The sequence below is a fragment of the Paenibacillus illinoisensis NBRC 15959 genome (assembly GCF_004000925.1).
Classification (GTDB): Bacteria; Bacillota; Bacilli; order Paenibacillales; family Paenibacillaceae; genus Paenibacillus; species Paenibacillus illinoisensis.
Window position 1 is genome coordinate 177,476 of sequence record NZ_BIME01000009.1, and the last position, 15,285, is coordinate 192,760.

The following is a 15,285-nucleotide window of genomic DNA, read 5'->3' on the forward strand; positions in this document are numbered from 1 at the left end:
ACACAGAGCTCTTGAAAGGTTGAGGTTCATAGCAGCTCCTTCTCATGATTTGATATCTGGATTAATGTCCAAGGTTAGGGGCAACCCTTCGGCCAATCAATTCATCAGACTGCGCATGAAGTTTTTCGGTGTACAGCCGTGAATTTCTTTGAACTTTTTAATGAAGTAGGCAGAGGTACGGTATCCGACCGTGCTCGCAACCTGCTCAATAGTAAATTCCTGTTGTGCGATGAGTTCGCGTGCGCGTTCCATTCTCTGATTCGTGACATACTCCGAATAGGCCATGCCGGTCTCTTCCTTAAAAATCTTACTAAGATACTTGGGACTGATATACACTTGTTCCGCGACATGATCCAGCGTGAGATCGCCCGAAATATGCTCGCGAACGTAGGCTTTGACAGCTGAAATGGTATCCGGGCTCCTGACCTCGCTTCGTTTCTCCATATGTGTGATAAATTCGGTTACCAGATGAGTCATCCATTCCGAATACCGGTTGATATTGTAGAAAGAGGAATACTGCTTGTACAAATTCATGGAGCTCACCTCGGCGGGCTGCCAGCGCACTTGACTGATGCAGTCAGCGTATATGGAAACCATTTTTAATAAAATAATGCGGCTGTATTCGGCTGAATAGAGGCCTTCCTTGATGGTCAATACCACATCCTGAATGGCCTCTACCGTACTGTCCATATCACGGGATTGCAATTTCTTCTCAAAACTCATGAGGTAAGCGTCCGGAAGCTCCAAACTGCTGGTTTCCCTTTGCAGAAGATCAAGGTCTTGAATGGCAGACAGAGCGGGGAAGAAATAGCTGTATTGAATCAAGGCTTTCGCCTCATGATAGCTTGTGTGAATCTCCGTGAAATGCTCTACCCAGCCGCCTAAGGACACTGCAAAATCAAGATCGAACCGGCTTCTCGCCTCAGAATGAATAAAGTTAACAATGTGATCCGAAACAGGCTCTTCGCGTTGGTTCGTACAGATGATCACGGCTATTTTGTGATCCTGCAATTCCTCCGCAAGCAGCTTGGTTTCAGCCATTTCTGCTGTCTCCAGCTGCTGAATCATTGTGTACAACGTATGCTGCAGCTGTCGTGGCTGCAACTCCTTCCACTTCTCGCTGACGGGGTCAATGACGATACAGCGATAGCGGGAATAGGCCACCGACACCTGAACAGACTGCAGCTGTTCCGTAAGTTCCTCGGGCGTAAATCGGTTATTTAACATATTCAGCATGATACTGTGCCTAATCATTTTGTGATTGGCCTGCAGCGTTTCTTCCAGACTATCGACTTTGATGGAAAGGCTGCTGATAGCCGAATCGATGAATCGATATTCATTCTGCTTCAGGCTGCTGGGGCTATCTACCCTGGCCTTGATATTATTCAGGATCCGCTTAAGAGGACTGTAATTGGCTACGGTGAAGCCGAACGACATGGCTATCCCAACCGCTACAGCGAGCAAACCAAGAAGCGCAGAGACCTCCTTTAAGCTATCCAGCTTATAATAGAAGCTTTTATTCGGGGTGGTTGTGTAAATTCTCCATCCATTTTCTTCGAATTGCTCCTGGGAAACAACATAAGCATCATGATTAAAGTTTTGCGTGAAGCTCTCGCCGGAAGAAGGAAAAGAGAGCAGCGACTGAAGCAGATTCTCGTTCGTGGAGCTGCCTAACATTGATTTATCAGCGGCAGATATGACGATTCCGTGCTGATCCACGATGTATGTATTTTCATAGTCGGCAGGGATCATATTACGAATCAGCTGACTGATCGTCGATTCTTTGATATCAATCGCAACCATGACCTTACTGTCTTGTCCAGAGGACTGAAATGGATAACTGTGAACATAGGAGATTAGAGGCATCGTGCTGCTCTGTTCGGGTAATTCGATATAAGTATCCTCAGGAACCATACGAGTCTGCATCCATAAGGAGCTTTTGTCACTCTTTTTCATCGCTTCAATCCAATCGTAGGCAGTATCTACGCTCGAAGGAGTGACTTCATGGAGCTGCAGCCCATATACAGAAGAGATCATGAAATGATTCTCTGTATCGTACACATGAATGGCCTGAATCAGGTCGGAATAATTCTGCACCTGACTTTTGAGCAGTTGCTCAATGTCCAGAATTTTGCTGTGGTTTCCTTGCAGGCTGTCGAGCTGAATGCTGACGGGGCTGCCCAGGGCAAGCGAAAGATAGACTTGGTTCACCTTTTCGATAACGGAGGTCTCAATATAATTGACGGTACTTTGCAGCTGCAATTGTTTGTTGATCCGAATCTCTTTGCTGTATTGATGGGAGAAGAAGAGATATAAGATAGATCCGAAAAGAAGCGCAATAACAAGGACGACAGCAAGATAGGAAAAAATCATCCTGGATCTCACCGATTGGAAGAGCTTGCGCATTCTTTTTCCTCCTTCATAACGGGTTTCTAGACAACTTCATCATTATATAATAGCCCCGGCACTAGAAATCATGTTGATCGAAATTTAACAAACACCCCCAGAACAATTTACGTTCCGTTAATCTAAATTTACAAACAACTGCACGCTAGATGACGATTCTATTATTCACTCTATTTTTTGGAGAATACACCGGCCAAAACGTACGAATTTGATATAAAACGGAATTTGTTCTATAGATGCCAGGCTCCCTCAAGTGCTAAAGTAACCCCAGATCAGACACGGAATGAATGGAGACGATCCTACACATTCGCTGATGAAATCGAAAAATTACGATTATGGGAGCGTGTATTTGCAGGCCATGAAAAAACCACTTAAAAAATCACTGGCATTTCTTCTAATGTTGTCTATGGTAAGCCCAACGTTTGCAGATCGGAGCTTTGCAGCCGACCAGAAGATTCAGTTCTCTGATATTAAGGGACACTGGGCGGAAGCGAACATTCAAGCATGGGGTGATGAAGGACTGATTCGGGGCTATTTGGATCGTTCATTCAAACCAAACAACGAGATTACGAGAGCAGAATTTATGAATCTGGTGAATGGTGCTTTTGGATATGCAGGACAAGCTGCCATTAACTTTAATGATGTTTCTGAAGATGCATGGTATTATCAGGCCGTTTCTACAGCTAGTGCGGCTGGATATATGGATGGTTATGCGGATCAAACGATGAAACCTCAACATCCGATCACACGTCAGGAAGCGGCCAAAATCATCGCTGGCATTCTGAATCTGGACCTGAATGAGGGAGTAGCGAATGCATTTAGCGATGCTTCGTCCATAGCGGATTGGAGCAAAGGAGCTGTAGGTGGAACTGCAGCAGCCAAAATTATATCCGGATATTCAGATGGAAGCTTCAAACCACTGCAATCGATCACTCGGGCAGAAGCGGTAATTGCACTTTTTAATGCTTTGGAAATAGACTCGAGCGCAGATGCTAAACCATTCAAGCCAAAGGGCACGGCTAATGTGCTGAATGTGGAACCCCCTGCCGAAGAAGCTCGTCTGTCTGCAGTCGAACATGGAGCCAATGCGGACGACGGCACGTTGAAAAATATTGCGGCAACGAATCCATTTATTGATATTTTGGACGGTTTCGAACAAGTCTGGTCCATGAACCAATCGGATTGGAGAGATGGAACAGCAGCGACCAAACCGGGAGTGAAGGGAGAGGTTGCAAAGTATGGCGATGGACCGACCCCATATTATGATGGCTTTAAAAATGATCAAAAGACAGCAGTCGCAGACCAAAAAACATTTGCGAACGAAGAAATTCGAAATCAAGCGACTTGGGTTGCTAACATCAAATATGTAGAAGATGTGACGCAAAATCGTACCGATGAAGAGGCGTTAGCCGCCTATTACGATGACCAGAGAGATAAGATCTACAGTATGATGGAAGCTTTTGGGCCACTGGCTAACACGTATGTAGACATCGTTAAGCCAACGACAAGCGTCGAAAGAGAGATCAGCGACATGGATGTTGTCTTGACAGAAGAAACGGCAGAAGACCAAAGCCAGGGAATGGGAAGTGAATGGGCTAAGACGGAGCTTGCAGACATGGTAGCCCTGGTGGATCTGGTTCGATTCAAGACTCCTTCATCCTCCAACCCTTCGAAATACTTCTACTCTTCCCCAAGACCATGGAGAATGAATTCGAACGGAGAAGTGAAAGAGGTTGTCGATGAGAATGGTTTGGCCGTGTGGGAAACCTTGGGTAAAGGTGAAGTGACAGAAGAACCTTTGGCTTCAGGAGGAACCAAAACAACGGGAGAAAAGCATTTCCAACAATACGAAAGCAACGTGGAAATCATTCCTGCATTGAGCTATGTAAGAAGAATAGCGGAAGATGGACGAGGTAAGGATGGAGCATTCCCGAGCGGTCATACCAGTGCTTCGTATCTGTCTGTTCTTCCTTTTGCCTACGCCACGCCAGAACGATTCTCTGAATTTTTAACAAGAGCTGCTCAAATGGGTGAAAACCGCATTGTGACCGGGATGCACTCGCCGCTTGATGTTATTGGTGCAAGGATTCAAGCGACAGCCATGGCAGCATATGCATTCAACAAGGAAGAGAACCAGGAATTGATGGAAAAGGCATATAACAATACAGGAGAAGTATTTGGAGCATTGGCAGAAAAAGAAAATATGAGTTTGTACGAATATGCACACACGGTAACAGAGGACTATACCTTCAAAAGTGCTTATGATGAAAAGAAATGGGAAGATCATGACGCTAACAAAGCCTTCTACAGAGAAAAACTCACGTATGGTCTGCCACAAACAGGAATCAAAGGTTTGGCTCCCGAAGTGCCGCAAGGTGCAGAAGCTCTATTAAAGACACGTCAGCCTTATTTGACGGATGAGCAGCGTAGAGAAGTATTGTATACGACATCCATTGATTCCGGTTATCCGGTACTGGACGAATCAAAGGGTTGGGGCAGATTGGATTTGGTGACAGCTGCGGATGGCTACGGTGCATTCTTGAACAACGTAACCGTGGATATGGATGCTTCCAAAGGGCGTTTCAATGCAGAGGATTGGTGGAGAAATGATATCTCCGGCAGTGGGATGCTGACGAAAAAGGGAACAGGTACACTTACCATGACAGGCAATAACAGTTACACAGGCGGAACGCTGCTGCAGGCAGGAACGCTGGTGGCTGAATCTGCAACTTCCTTTGGTCTCGGTGATCTGTATGTGGAGAATGGAAAAGTCATCGTTCATGCGGATGGAGCATTAAAATTAAACAGAAACTTTACCATGGACAATGGAACGTTGGAATTGGTTATGGACGATGATAACAGTCAGGTTAATGTTGGTAAAAAGCTGTATCTGGATGGAGGAAACCTCAATCTGGACTTGTCCAACTATAAGATCGAAGGTTCCAAGGATATTACTTTAATGACGGCTGGCGTAATTAAAGGTGAATTCGACCAAGTCACAGCGGATGGTTATGACGTTCAGGTTACTTACGAAAAGGATCGCATCATTGCACATGTTGTAGCGAAATAAGCTAACGCATTTTATCAAAGCAATACTATTCTTATATGGAAAAGGACTGAACTACGTTGTAGTTCAGTCCTTTTTCCATCTTGAGCAACACGCAGGATTCAGTAGTGAGAGTTCTGCTTTACCCATTTGATTATCATAGATTACATGAAAAAAAGGGAATGGTCCTCACTATTCGCCCGTGTAGGCACCAGCTTTACGTGCTGCACTCACTTCGATTTCAGTAGGTGGCTCATTCGTTGGCTCCAGCTCGGTATGACCTACATAAGGGCGATCACTCCGTGGGCGAGTTCCAGTAAACCCGAAACCTGAAGTGAACAGGACCAGCTGTAATCCCAAGGCATAAGGAGCAGCAGCAGGCCCAATCAGATGGAGCAGCGAGCATAGCACGATCAGCAAGAAGAGTATTTTGTTCACTGTACCTGATGGTTCACGGCGCAGGCTGGCCCAGAGCAGATAACCATACATTATGGCAATCATTAAGGAAACTGCACGCAACCACGGGAGGACGCTCTCCCATGAATCTACGGAAACGTCCAACAGTCGCTGGCGGAACACAAGATCAGCAACCAGAAACAGGGTAGCTGCCAGTGCAGCTGGTTCGGCCAGAGGCCGAAAAATTGTCCAGATGGCCTCGCCCCAATGATCTGTTCGGTTATCTTGACCGAGTTCATCTGATAATGCGGTGCATTCTCGTTCCAATGCTCTGTGCATCAGCGCGAGTCTGGCAGGATCATGCTCCTTGATGCAATCGCGGATCTGATCCTGTAACGTAGAGGAGAGGTCAGATGCCGATTTGCAGGCCAGCATGGCCATGAACAGATCCTGTTGTTCATTTTCTGAGAATGAATACTTTTTATGTTCCAGAATGGTGAGTTTTCCCAATAGGTTTGTGCTTATGTATAATGTATCTTGTATCCTTCGCATTCGCCTTTCGTGGCTGCGGCGAACTTCAGTGGCAGACCATATATATATCCAGAGCAGCAGAGCTATGACTCCAAACAGCACAGCCTCAGCGCCGGGGCGCGATAGTAGCTCTTCGATCCAGGGTTGAAACACACGTTTTCCTCCTTTGCATAAACTTGACGTATCTTGAAACACGCTTCACGTAAGCTTTCTCTCACTATTACACAGGAAGTAGATGAATTCAAGCAGAAAGGGGCACAATTCATGGACCAGATCAACATGGAACAAATTCCACCCACAGCAGCAGAGTATCTTGCCTTGCGACAAATTGCGGGTCTCAGTGCGATGAGCAAGGAGGGAGCAGAAATTGGACTGCCGAACAGTCTTTTTGCCGTATGTTTACGCGATGGAGATGCACTCGTAGGCATGGGCAGGGTTATTGGGGATGGCGGTTGTTTCTTTCAGGTGGTGGATATTGCGGTTCACCCGGATGTTCAAGGCAGGGGATATGGCAAGTTGATTATGAGCGAGATCATGAAATACTTGCGTGAACATGTGCCTGCTCGAGGCTTGGTGAGTCTTCTTGCGGATGTACCTGCAGATCGCCTGTACTCCCAATTTGGTTTCACCTATACCAGCCCGAAATCGGAAGGCATGTGGTGGAGGCAGGGAGAATAGAAGGTAAGAAATCTGGGTCAAACCTATTTAAATAGAGCAAGTCTTGGGTATGTGAAATAACCTCACCAAACTCCATCTACTATTTAACTCTTCAACCTTTGGTCTCTCAAAGGTTGTTTTTTTGCTTTACATCCATTAATTTACAGGTATAATGTAATTCAAATACAATTTACAATTTACGATTTACAAAATCTCAATACAAGCAACAGAATGGAGGAGATGAAGTTGGACAAAGACCAGCGGACTCAATTGAATCGAATGGTAGAACGATCCATGGATCAAGCAAGCAAGAATCTTTCGGGAACTAAAGGGGTTGTCTCCGTGAGATTAAGTCAGGAAGAAATTGATATTATTGATCAGCTTGTCTTCCTTGAACTGGCCAAAAACCGTTCAGATGCAACGGCGATGTTAATCAGGGAAGGAATTCGGGCACATCAATCGTTATTGAGCGAGATTCAAGAGTATACCGCAGAGCTTGAGCGGGTAAAGGCCAAAATTCAACAGTCCATTCGTAATTCAGGGTTGTTGACACGTCTGCAAAGTGAAACGGGAAGCGAGATGAAGGGGAAAAGAGAGGGAACGGATGAAACAAACGAAAAATGAAATCCATAACGACAGTTACGGATCCATTCTGCGCATTCCATCCTTTTGTGTACTTCTTGTAGGCAGACTGCTATCCGGTGCAGGCCAGATTTTATTTTCTATGGCTACGATGTGGTATATTCTTCAGCTGACCGAGTCTGCACTCGCAGCAGCGCTGATTCCTATGTTACCTTACTTTATCTATGCTTTCCTGGGTATACCTCTAGCAACGATCAGTGATCGGCTGCCCAAGAAGCAGCTCTTGATCTGGACAGATATACTGAGAGCCTGCGTGGCTTGCATATTGGCGCTTTTATTCATGAGTGGTCAGATGGTACCGTGGCATATCTATGCTGCCAATTTGCTCATTGCCATTCTTGGATTTTTGTTCAATCCGGCAACCCAGACCGTCATCCCCGCCATTCTGCCCAACCCATCGAAACAGCTGGCACCAGCCAATGCACTCCTTAACTCATCTTCCAAAACGATTGAATTGCTTGGATATGCTATAGGTGGCATACTCGTAGCGTTCATCTCTGTTCAGTCGATCCTGTTCATCTACGCGCTCACCTTTCTGGTCTCTTCTCTCTCCATTGTCTTTATTCATATCCCGGTGACCAAAGTAGTGAAGCAAAAAGGAATCTCTGGCTTTATGAGGGACAGCATGCAAGGGATTATCTTTTTGTTTTCGCGTAAAATTCTGGCCTGCTGCATCATTTTTGGTGCTATTATCAACTTCGCTGGCGCGCCTCTGCACATCTTTACTCCGATCTTTGCCAACATGGTGCTTCATGCCGGACCCCAAGGGTACGGTCTTCTCCAATCCGCTTTTGCTGCCGGCGGTATTGCAGGCTCTCTGCTCAGTGGGAAGTATGCCAAACGGCTTTCGCTCGCCCAATGGTTTCTGATCAGTTATCTGATCTCGGGAGCAAGCTTGTTACTTATGCCCATGTTTCCTAATCTGTACATCGCTATTGCCTGTTCGTTCCTGTTAATGCTGGGGCTTACCCTCGTTAATGTACCTTTGGTTACCTCGATTCTTCTATCCACACCGGAGGAAAAGAGAGGGCGTGTCATGAACAGCATGGGGGTCTTAATGAGCGGACTCAGCAATCCACTCGGTTTATTGCTTGGAGGGTGGTTCATTGAAACGTATAATCCATCCTGGGTGTACATGGGGATCGGTGTATTTGTAGTGATTATGGGCTTAACCAGCCTGTTCATACATCCTTTTCGAGAGGAGCAGGGTACACATAGCAGGACACAGAAAGCGGTCGATTTATGACCTTTGCCAAGGTGGGTCAAGTCAAAAAAAGAAGTAAGCTGCTAAAGCTGCGTATGCGGTTTTTTGGGTGGTTCGCGTTTCTTTTACTGAACGGAAAAGGAGTTGTGATTACTTATTTGAATACAGCATGTACAGGGGAATGGGCTGTTGAGCCAGACTCGTGGTTTACAAGTGAGTACAGACGGTTTAAGATGGCGTGAGCCGTTTAAGGTATATAACAATAGGATTAAGTATTACAATATAACGGTATGTTGACTAGATGATATCTAATGAAAAGAGGGATAAGATATGAAAGTTGCGATTTTTGGAGCGACTGGAACGATTGGAAAGACAATACTGTGGGAGCTTATGGACCGTGGTCATGAAGTGACTGCGATTGTGCGTGATCCGTCCAAAGTGGAAATGGTTCATGAACGTCTGCGTGTGGAAAAGGGAGATTTGTTGAACCCGGATCAGGTAGCCGATTATACAGCAGGCCAGGAAGCTGTCGTAAGTGCCTATGGTCCGAAATTCGGAGAAGAAGAGGAGCTGCTGGAAGTTACACGTTCACTGATTGAGGGTGTTCGCCGCGGCAAAGCCAGCCGTCTGGTTGTCGTTGGCGGAGCTGGCAGCTTGCTGACCGATTCCGGTGAGATGCTGATGGATACCCCTGGATTTCCGGAGGAAGTTAGAACCCTGGCTAAGGCACATGTGGATGCTTATGGCTTAATCGAGGAATCGGATATCCACTGGACGTATATGAGCCCAGCGGCAACAATCACATCCGGACCGCGGACAGGCCATTTCCGGATCGGGATGAATCGTTTGGTCACCGATGATCTGGGAGAGAGCACGATCTCGGTTGGCGACTTTGCTGCGGCATTGGTGGATGAGCTTGATGATCCGCAGTTTATTGGTTCCCGTTTTACGGTAGCTTATTAAGGGAAAGTGTGCCGGGAGCTAGTAGAATCGAATGATGCCAAACGCAGAATGAGAAGTTACTCACCGGGAGGGATGAACCTTGTTTATCGTCACCGCTGAACAGATGCGAGCTGTAGATGAGCACACCATCCATAAGCTGGGCATTCCTGCTGCGAGTCTAATGGAGAACGCGGGCAGAGCCATAGCGGAGGAAGTTATCACCTTGTGCCGGGAAGAGGTTGCGGGCAGTAGGGTTGTTGAGCACAAAAGGCGCCGGGAGCAGGGAGAGGCACAGCGGGCACACACCGGGCCCGGTGATCGCCAAGGTTCCGGGGGCGACATCATCGCCGATCCGGCGCTGGTGATGGCGCACCCCGCTGATCAGCATTGGTACATGCTGATCGGTAAGGGCAATAATGGCGGGGACGGGCTGGTTGCGGCCCGCCATCTGCTTGAAGCGGGGCTCGGCGTGACCTTGATCTACGCCGATGCGCCCGAGTCACTGCGGGGCGAAGCCGCCGTGCAGCGGGATGCCGCTGCGCAGCTCGGCATCCCTGCCCTTGTCCACGGCCGTGAAGCCGTGGACTTCAGCCGGTGCACAGGCATCGTGGATGCACTGCTGGGCACCGGCTCGCAAGGGGCGCCGCGGGGAGCTTACGCGGCGCTGATTGAGGCGGCGAACGACAGCGGCAAGCCGGTCGTGTCCGCCGATGTGCCAAGCGGGCTGAATGCCGACACCGGGGAGGTATACGAGCCTTGCATTCAAGCCCGGGTGACTGTATGCCTCGCGCTGCTGAAGCGCGGACTTGTACAGTATCCGGGCGCGACGGCCGCAGGGCGCATCGTGGTGCGCGCCATCGGCATTCCGGCACTGCTTGCGCCGGAGCACGGTCCTTCCGTTCGTCTGTTGACGAAGGAAGTGATGCGCGGTGCCCTGAAGGTGGATACGGATCGTCTGCGGGCACCTGACGGGCACAAGGGTACCTACGGCCACGTACTGCTGGCCGCAGGCAGTCTGCCGATGAGCGGCGCAGGTCTGCTCTCGGCCAAGGCTGCGCTGCGCGCTGGCTGCGGACTCGCCACATGGGCGCTACCGGCGGCACTGCTGCCGCATGTCATCGGCAGTGTGCCTGAGCTCATGCTCGCAGCCGCCGCAGATGGCGACAGCGGCGAGTGGAACGCGGCTTCCGCCGAAGCCGTGCTTCGTCTTGCGGAGAGCAGCGACGTGATTGCAGCCGGGCCAGGCCTCGGCCGCTTCGAGGGCGACACCGGCTGGCTGCGCCGCCTGTGGCAGCAGACGGATCGCCCGCTCGTCATCGACGCGGACGCCCTCAACATGCTTGCAGACGCGGGCCCATCCGGGCCTCGCGACTGGGGCCAGCGAAGTGCGGCGACCATTCTGACGCCGCACCCCGGAGAGATGGGCCGCCTGCTGGGCATGCCGACCCTCGAAGTGCAGCGTGACCGAATTGGTCACGCTGCACGGTACGCCCGCGAGCAGGGCGTGACCCTGGTGCTCAAAGGAGCACGAACGGTCATCGCAACGCCTTCCGGCGAGGCGTACATTAACACCACCGGGCACGCCGGTATGGCAACGGGCGGCGCCGGGGACGTATTGACCGGCATCATCGCCGGTCTGCTCGCTCAAGGACTCAGCGCGGAGCAGGCAGCCGCTTTTGGTGTATACCTGCACGGCCAGGCCGCCGAGCAGGCTGCTCAGCGGCGCGGCGACCCGGCGTCTCTGCTGGCAGGAGACATCATTGACGCCCTGTGATACTCTTCGCTGAGAGAGCCTTAACCTGCGTGAACTGAATAATATACTCGAAATTCATCTGTGCAATAGACTAACCCGAAAAGGCAAAGAAAAGATCAGTGAGATGATCTCTTCTTTGCCTTTTTATCTGGTTATCTTGTGCAGTAAGGATGATAGCGTTTATAGATGATCAGCCATCCTCTATATATCAACGGTTTCTCCTGCCGCCGAAGCAAATGGTCAGCTTACGGTTGCTTCTGCCTACGATACTGCTCACCAAAAATTCTGTTTTAAGCTGAGCTGTATTACCATGCAGCCACCGATCCGTCTGTCCGGCTTTCGGTGCCAGCGCATAGTACCCCGCTGCCTGGGTCACGCCATATAATCTGGCCGCGTCCAAACATGGTAGGGTCGAGAGCAATCTGAATATCATGCCCTTTACGGGCAAGTGCTTGTGCAATATGCTGCGGAAAGCCGGTCTCCACCAGTATCGTTTTGCCTTTTGTCCACTGCCACCTTGGAGAATCCAGGGCTGCCTGCGGATTCAAGTGGAAGTCTACTGTGTTCATGACAACCTGCACGTGGCCCTGAGGCTGCATGAAACCGCCCATGACCCCGAATGGGCCAACTGCTTCATCGCCGCGCGTAAGGAACCCTGGAATGATCGTATGATACGTACGTTTGCCTGGCTCCAGTGCGTTGGCATGATCCGGATCGAGTGAGAAGTTATGACCCCGATTCTGCAGGGCGATACCTGTTCCCGGTACGACCAGCCCGGAGCCGAAGCCCATATAATTGCTCTGAATGAAGGAAACCATGTTGCCTTCCCCATCAGCCGCAGCGAGGTATACCGTACCGCTTCCTTTTGGATCGCCTGCTTCAGGCATGCGTGCCACGTCCCCAATGAGTTTGCGCCGCTCTTCCGCATACGCTTCGGATAGGAGCTCCTTCACCGTCACGCCCATCTTCCGCTCCTCGGTAATATATTTCTCTCCATCGGCGAATGCGAGTTTCATCGCTTCTAGCTGTCTGTGGTACCCGAGCACGGATTCTTTTTCTTCAAAATCGAACCCTTTGAGCAGATTGAGCGCTGAGAGGGCAATCAGTCCCTGACCGTTTGGCGGGATCTCCCAGACATCGTAGCCACGATAGGAAACCGAGATGGGATCGACCCATTCAGGCTGAAAGGCCGCCAGGTCGTCTTTGGTCAGGTAGCCGCCATGCTCTGCCATAAACGAATGAATGCGCTCCGCCAGTTCTCCTTCGTAAAAGTCACGTGCGTTGCTCTCGCCGATTCGGCGAAGTGTAGCCGCGTGATCCGGCGAACGCCACATCTCGCCCGCGGCCGGAACACGCCCGCCTGGAGCGAATGTCTCAAACCAAGCACGCCCGGCTGCCGCATCGCCCTGGCGTGCATAAATGTCCGCTGCCCGTGCCCAGTGACGGGCCAGCCCAGGCGCAAGCGGGTAACCTTCTTCCGCGTAGCGGATAGCCGGTTCCAGCGCTTCCGCTAGCGTAAGCCGCCCGAAGCGGCGGCTCAGCTCAGCCCAGCCTGCCGGTGCGCCAGGCACCGTCACCGGGATGACCCCAAGCTTCGGCATCTCCGAATGGCCTGCCGCCTTGAGCGCCTCAATGGATATGCCCTGAGGCGCAGGACCGCTGGCATTCAGGCCGTGCAGCTTGCCCTCGGTCCAGACGAGGGCAAAAGCATCGCCCCCAATGCCATTGGACGTTGGCTCCAGCACGGTGAGCGCAGCAGCCGTTGCGATTGCGGCATCAATGGCGTTGCCGCCTTTTTTTAACACATCCAGACCTGCTTGTGCTGCAAGAGGCTGCGAAGTGGCGACGATGCCTTTGTTGGCATAGACGGGCACACGAAAAGAGGGGTACGGTTGATAGAGTGGATCATAGTTCATCAGACGGTTCAGCTCCTTGTCCCAAGATGTCAGGTTCCGGTATACCGGATGCTTAACTCCTAACCCACTTCGGAACAAGCTCATGATTCTCCTGCTGAATTGCCAAATTCAACCTGACATGGACGATAAATCGGTTAAGTAAGTACACCATATTTTTGCTTAATACCTATTGGTTTTCACTAACACTTGACCTTAGGTGGTCACCATATCGCCGCCGTTGATATGGATGCACTCACCGGTTACGTACGAAGAATCACGCGATGCGAGATAGACATAGGCCGCTGCCAGTTCATATGGCTGGCCAGCACGACCCATCGGCGTTTCAGTTCCAAATACCTGCACATCTTCAGCAGAGAAGCTGGAGGGAATGAGAGGGGTCCAGATTGGACCTGGAGCCACACAATTGACCCGAATTCCCTGAGAAGCCAGCGATTTGGCGAGTACGCGTGTCAGAGAGACAACAGCCCCTTTGGTGGAGGAGTAATCAATCAGCTGCACATTGCCTTTATAGGCTGTAATGGAAGCGGTGTTGATGATGGAAGCCCCTTTGCACATGTGCGGGAGGGCGGCCTGAATCAGAAAAAAATAGGAGAACACATTGGTTTGAAATGTGTGGTAGAGCTGTTCTTCCGTAATGTCGACAATGCTCGGCTGCACATACTGCACCGCGTGATTGTTGACCAGAATGTCTATTTTCCCGAAGGTTTCCATTGTAGAACGAATGACAGCATCACAGTTTTTCTTCAGCCGAAGGTCGATCTCAATGAGCAGACAGCGCTGGCCCAGCTCTACAATACGATCCCGAGTCCACTCGGCATCCGTCCGTTCATACAGGTAAACAATGACAATATCTGCACCTTCCTTGGCATAAGCAATGGCTGCGGCTCTGCCGATTCCACTGTCCCCACCCGTAATGATGGCCACTTTGCCATCCAGTTTGCAGCTGCCGATATATGCCGGATCCTCGCTAATGGGCTCAGGTACCATGAGTGTTTCCAGACCTGGCTGCCGGTCTTGGTGCTGGGGTGGAAATGCCAATTTTTGCTCTTTGCAGACCGTCTTCTCACCATAAAAAGGGTAGACAGGATTCATTCGCTTTGCATCCTCCTCGAGCTTTCATTGATATGCCTAAGCTATGCGTTCGCCCAGAAGAAGGTGCGGTGAGAGAAGAAGTCATTTGTTTTTTGAAGGAGAAATATACCATAATAAGGATGTAGTAATCAAAATAGTGGAGGTGTCAGGAGCGAGTGAATATACAGGGAATTAATCATCTGTGCTTTTCCGTATCCAATCTGGAACGATCCATTACCTTTTATGAGCAGGCTCTCGGTGCCCGAATTCAAGTGAAGGGCAACAAGCTGGCCTATTTTGACCTGGCTGGTCTCTGGATCGCTTTGAATCAGGAGGATGTTATTCGCAATTATACGGAACGAACCTATACACATATTGCCTTCACTGTGAAAGAAGAGGAGTTTGATAAGTCTGTGCAAGAGCTAAAGGCAGCAGGGGCTGATATTCTTCCTGGCAGAGCGCGCGATCCCAGAGATGCAAGGTCTGTTTATTTTACCGATCCCGATGGTCATCTGTTCGAACTGCACACAGGCACCATGAAACAAAGACTGGATTATTATCGTGAAGATAAACCACATATGACTTTTTATACGTAAAAATGGATCAGAGAATCCATGAAGAGGAATAACTTACATGAGTATTGTGTAAACAATGGAATTTCCTGTAATATGGACAAATATACCTTAATTTACCACCGTTAAATACTTTTGTTCATTCCCAA

11 protein-coding genes are annotated in these 15,285 nt (G+C 49.7%); 7 read left to right on the top strand and 4 right to left on the bottom strand.

Annotation, left to right across the window (positions count from 1 at the left end):
* Positions 1 to 96 precede the first annotated feature (96 nt).
* Positions 97 to 2,406, bottom strand: a complete 2,310-nt coding sequence (locus tag PIL01S_RS20860; RefSeq protein ID WP_127539186.1) for an AraC family transcriptional regulator — start codon at positions 2,404 to 2,406, stop codon at positions 97 to 99.
* A gap of 358 nt (positions 2,407 to 2,764) precedes the next feature.
* Between PIL01S_RS20860 and PIL01S_RS30065 the strand changes: the two genes are divergently transcribed.
* Complete coding sequence (locus tag PIL01S_RS30065) at positions 2,765 to 5,476, top strand: S-layer homology domain-containing protein (RefSeq protein WP_127539251.1); 2,712 nt, start codon at positions 2,765 to 2,767, stop codon at positions 5,474 to 5,476.
* Between the two features lie 168 nt (positions 5,477 to 5,644).
* Here the strand turns inward: PIL01S_RS30065 and PIL01S_RS20870 are convergent, their stop codons facing one another.
* Positions 5,645 to 6,532: a hypothetical protein gene (locus PIL01S_RS20870; protein ID WP_127539187.1), complete on the bottom strand. Its 888-nt coding sequence runs from the start codon at positions 6,530 to 6,532 to the stop codon at positions 5,645 to 5,647.
* A gap of 111 nt (positions 6,533 to 6,643) precedes the next feature.
* Here PIL01S_RS20870 and PIL01S_RS20875 point away from each other — a divergent pair, with 111 nt between their 5' ends.
* The 5 genes from PIL01S_RS20875 (at position 6,644) to PIL01S_RS20895 (ending at position 11,598) form a co-directional block, all read left to right on the top strand.
* Positions 6,644 to 7,057 carry a GNAT family N-acetyltransferase gene (locus tag PIL01S_RS20875; protein WP_127539188.1) on the top strand — a complete coding sequence of 138 codons (414 nt, stop codon included), beginning with the start codon at positions 6,644 to 6,646 and terminating at the stop codon, positions 7,055 to 7,057.
* A 225-nt stretch (positions 7,058 to 7,282) separates the two neighbouring features.
* Positions 7,283 to 7,660, top strand: coding sequence for a ribbon-helix-helix domain-containing protein (locus PIL01S_RS20880; RefSeq protein ID WP_127539189.1), 378 nt, complete (start codon positions 7,283 to 7,285; stop codon positions 7,658 to 7,660).
* Entirely contained in the window at positions 7,641 to 8,924 is a 1,284-nt protein-coding gene (locus PIL01S_RS20885) for an MFS transporter (RefSeq protein ID WP_127539190.1), read from the top strand. The genes PIL01S_RS20880 and PIL01S_RS20885 overlap by 20 nt, the downstream gene beginning before the upstream one ends.
* A 288-nt stretch (positions 8,925 to 9,212) precedes the next feature.
* Positions 9,213 to 9,845, top strand: a complete 633-nt coding sequence (locus PIL01S_RS20890; RefSeq protein ID WP_127539191.1) for an NAD(P)-dependent oxidoreductase — start codon at positions 9,213 to 9,215, stop codon at positions 9,843 to 9,845.
* 79 nt (positions 9,846 to 9,924) lie between these two features.
* A complete protein-coding gene (locus PIL01S_RS20895; protein ID WP_127539192.1) occupies positions 9,925 to 11,598 on the top strand; it encodes an NAD(P)H-hydrate dehydratase in 1,674 nt (557 codons plus the stop codon).
* Positions 11,599 to 11,882: 284 nt separating this feature from the next.
* On the opposite strand, the gene PIL01S_RS20900 is transcribed toward PIL01S_RS20895, so the two are convergent.
* Entirely contained in the window at positions 11,883 to 13,493 is a 1,611-nt protein-coding gene (locus tag PIL01S_RS20900) for a gamma-glutamyltransferase family protein (protein WP_127539252.1), read from the bottom strand.
* 192 nt (positions 13,494 to 13,685) lie between these two features.
* Positions 13,686 to 14,585 carry an SDR family oxidoreductase gene (locus PIL01S_RS20905; RefSeq protein WP_127539193.1) on the bottom strand — a complete coding sequence of 300 codons (900 nt, stop codon included), beginning with the start codon at positions 14,583 to 14,585 and terminating at the stop codon, positions 13,686 to 13,688.
* A 155-nt stretch (positions 14,586 to 14,740) separates the two neighbouring features.
* Here PIL01S_RS20905 and fosB point away from each other — a divergent pair, with 155 nt between their 5' ends.
* The gene (gene fosB / locus PIL01S_RS20910; protein ID WP_127539194.1) at positions 14,741 to 15,160 is read left to right on the top strand and encodes a metallothiol transferase FosB; all 420 of its coding nucleotides are present in this window, start codon (positions 14,741 to 14,743) and stop codon (positions 15,158 to 15,160) included.
* The last annotated feature ends 125 nt before the right edge of the window (positions 15,161 to 15,285 follow it).

Coding starts and splice junctions, on each gene's coding strand:
- PIL01S_RS20860 (WP_127539186.1), bottom strand. CDS start 2,406: ATGCGCAAGCTCTTCCAATCGGTGAGATCCAGGATGATTTTTTCCTAT.
- PIL01S_RS30065 (WP_127539251.1), top strand. CDS start 2,765: ATGAAAAAACCACTTAAAAAATCACTGGCATTTCTTCTAATGTTGTCT.
- PIL01S_RS20875 (WP_127539188.1), top strand. CDS start 6,644: ATGGACCAGATCAACATGGAACAAATTCCACCCACAGCAGCAGAGTAT.
- PIL01S_RS20885 (WP_127539190.1), top strand. CDS start 7,641: ATGAAACAAACGAAAAATGAAATCCATAACGACAGTTACGGATCCATT.
- PIL01S_RS20890 (WP_127539191.1), top strand. CDS start 9,213: ATGAAAGTTGCGATTTTTGGAGCGACTGGAACGATTGGAAAGACAATA.
- PIL01S_RS20900 (WP_127539252.1), bottom strand. CDS start 13,493: ATGAACTATGATCCACTCTATCAACCGTACCCCTCTTTTCGTGTGCCC.
- PIL01S_RS20905 (WP_127539193.1), bottom strand. CDS start 14,585: ATGAATCCTGTCTACCCTTTTTATGGTGAGAAGACGGTCTGCAAAGAG.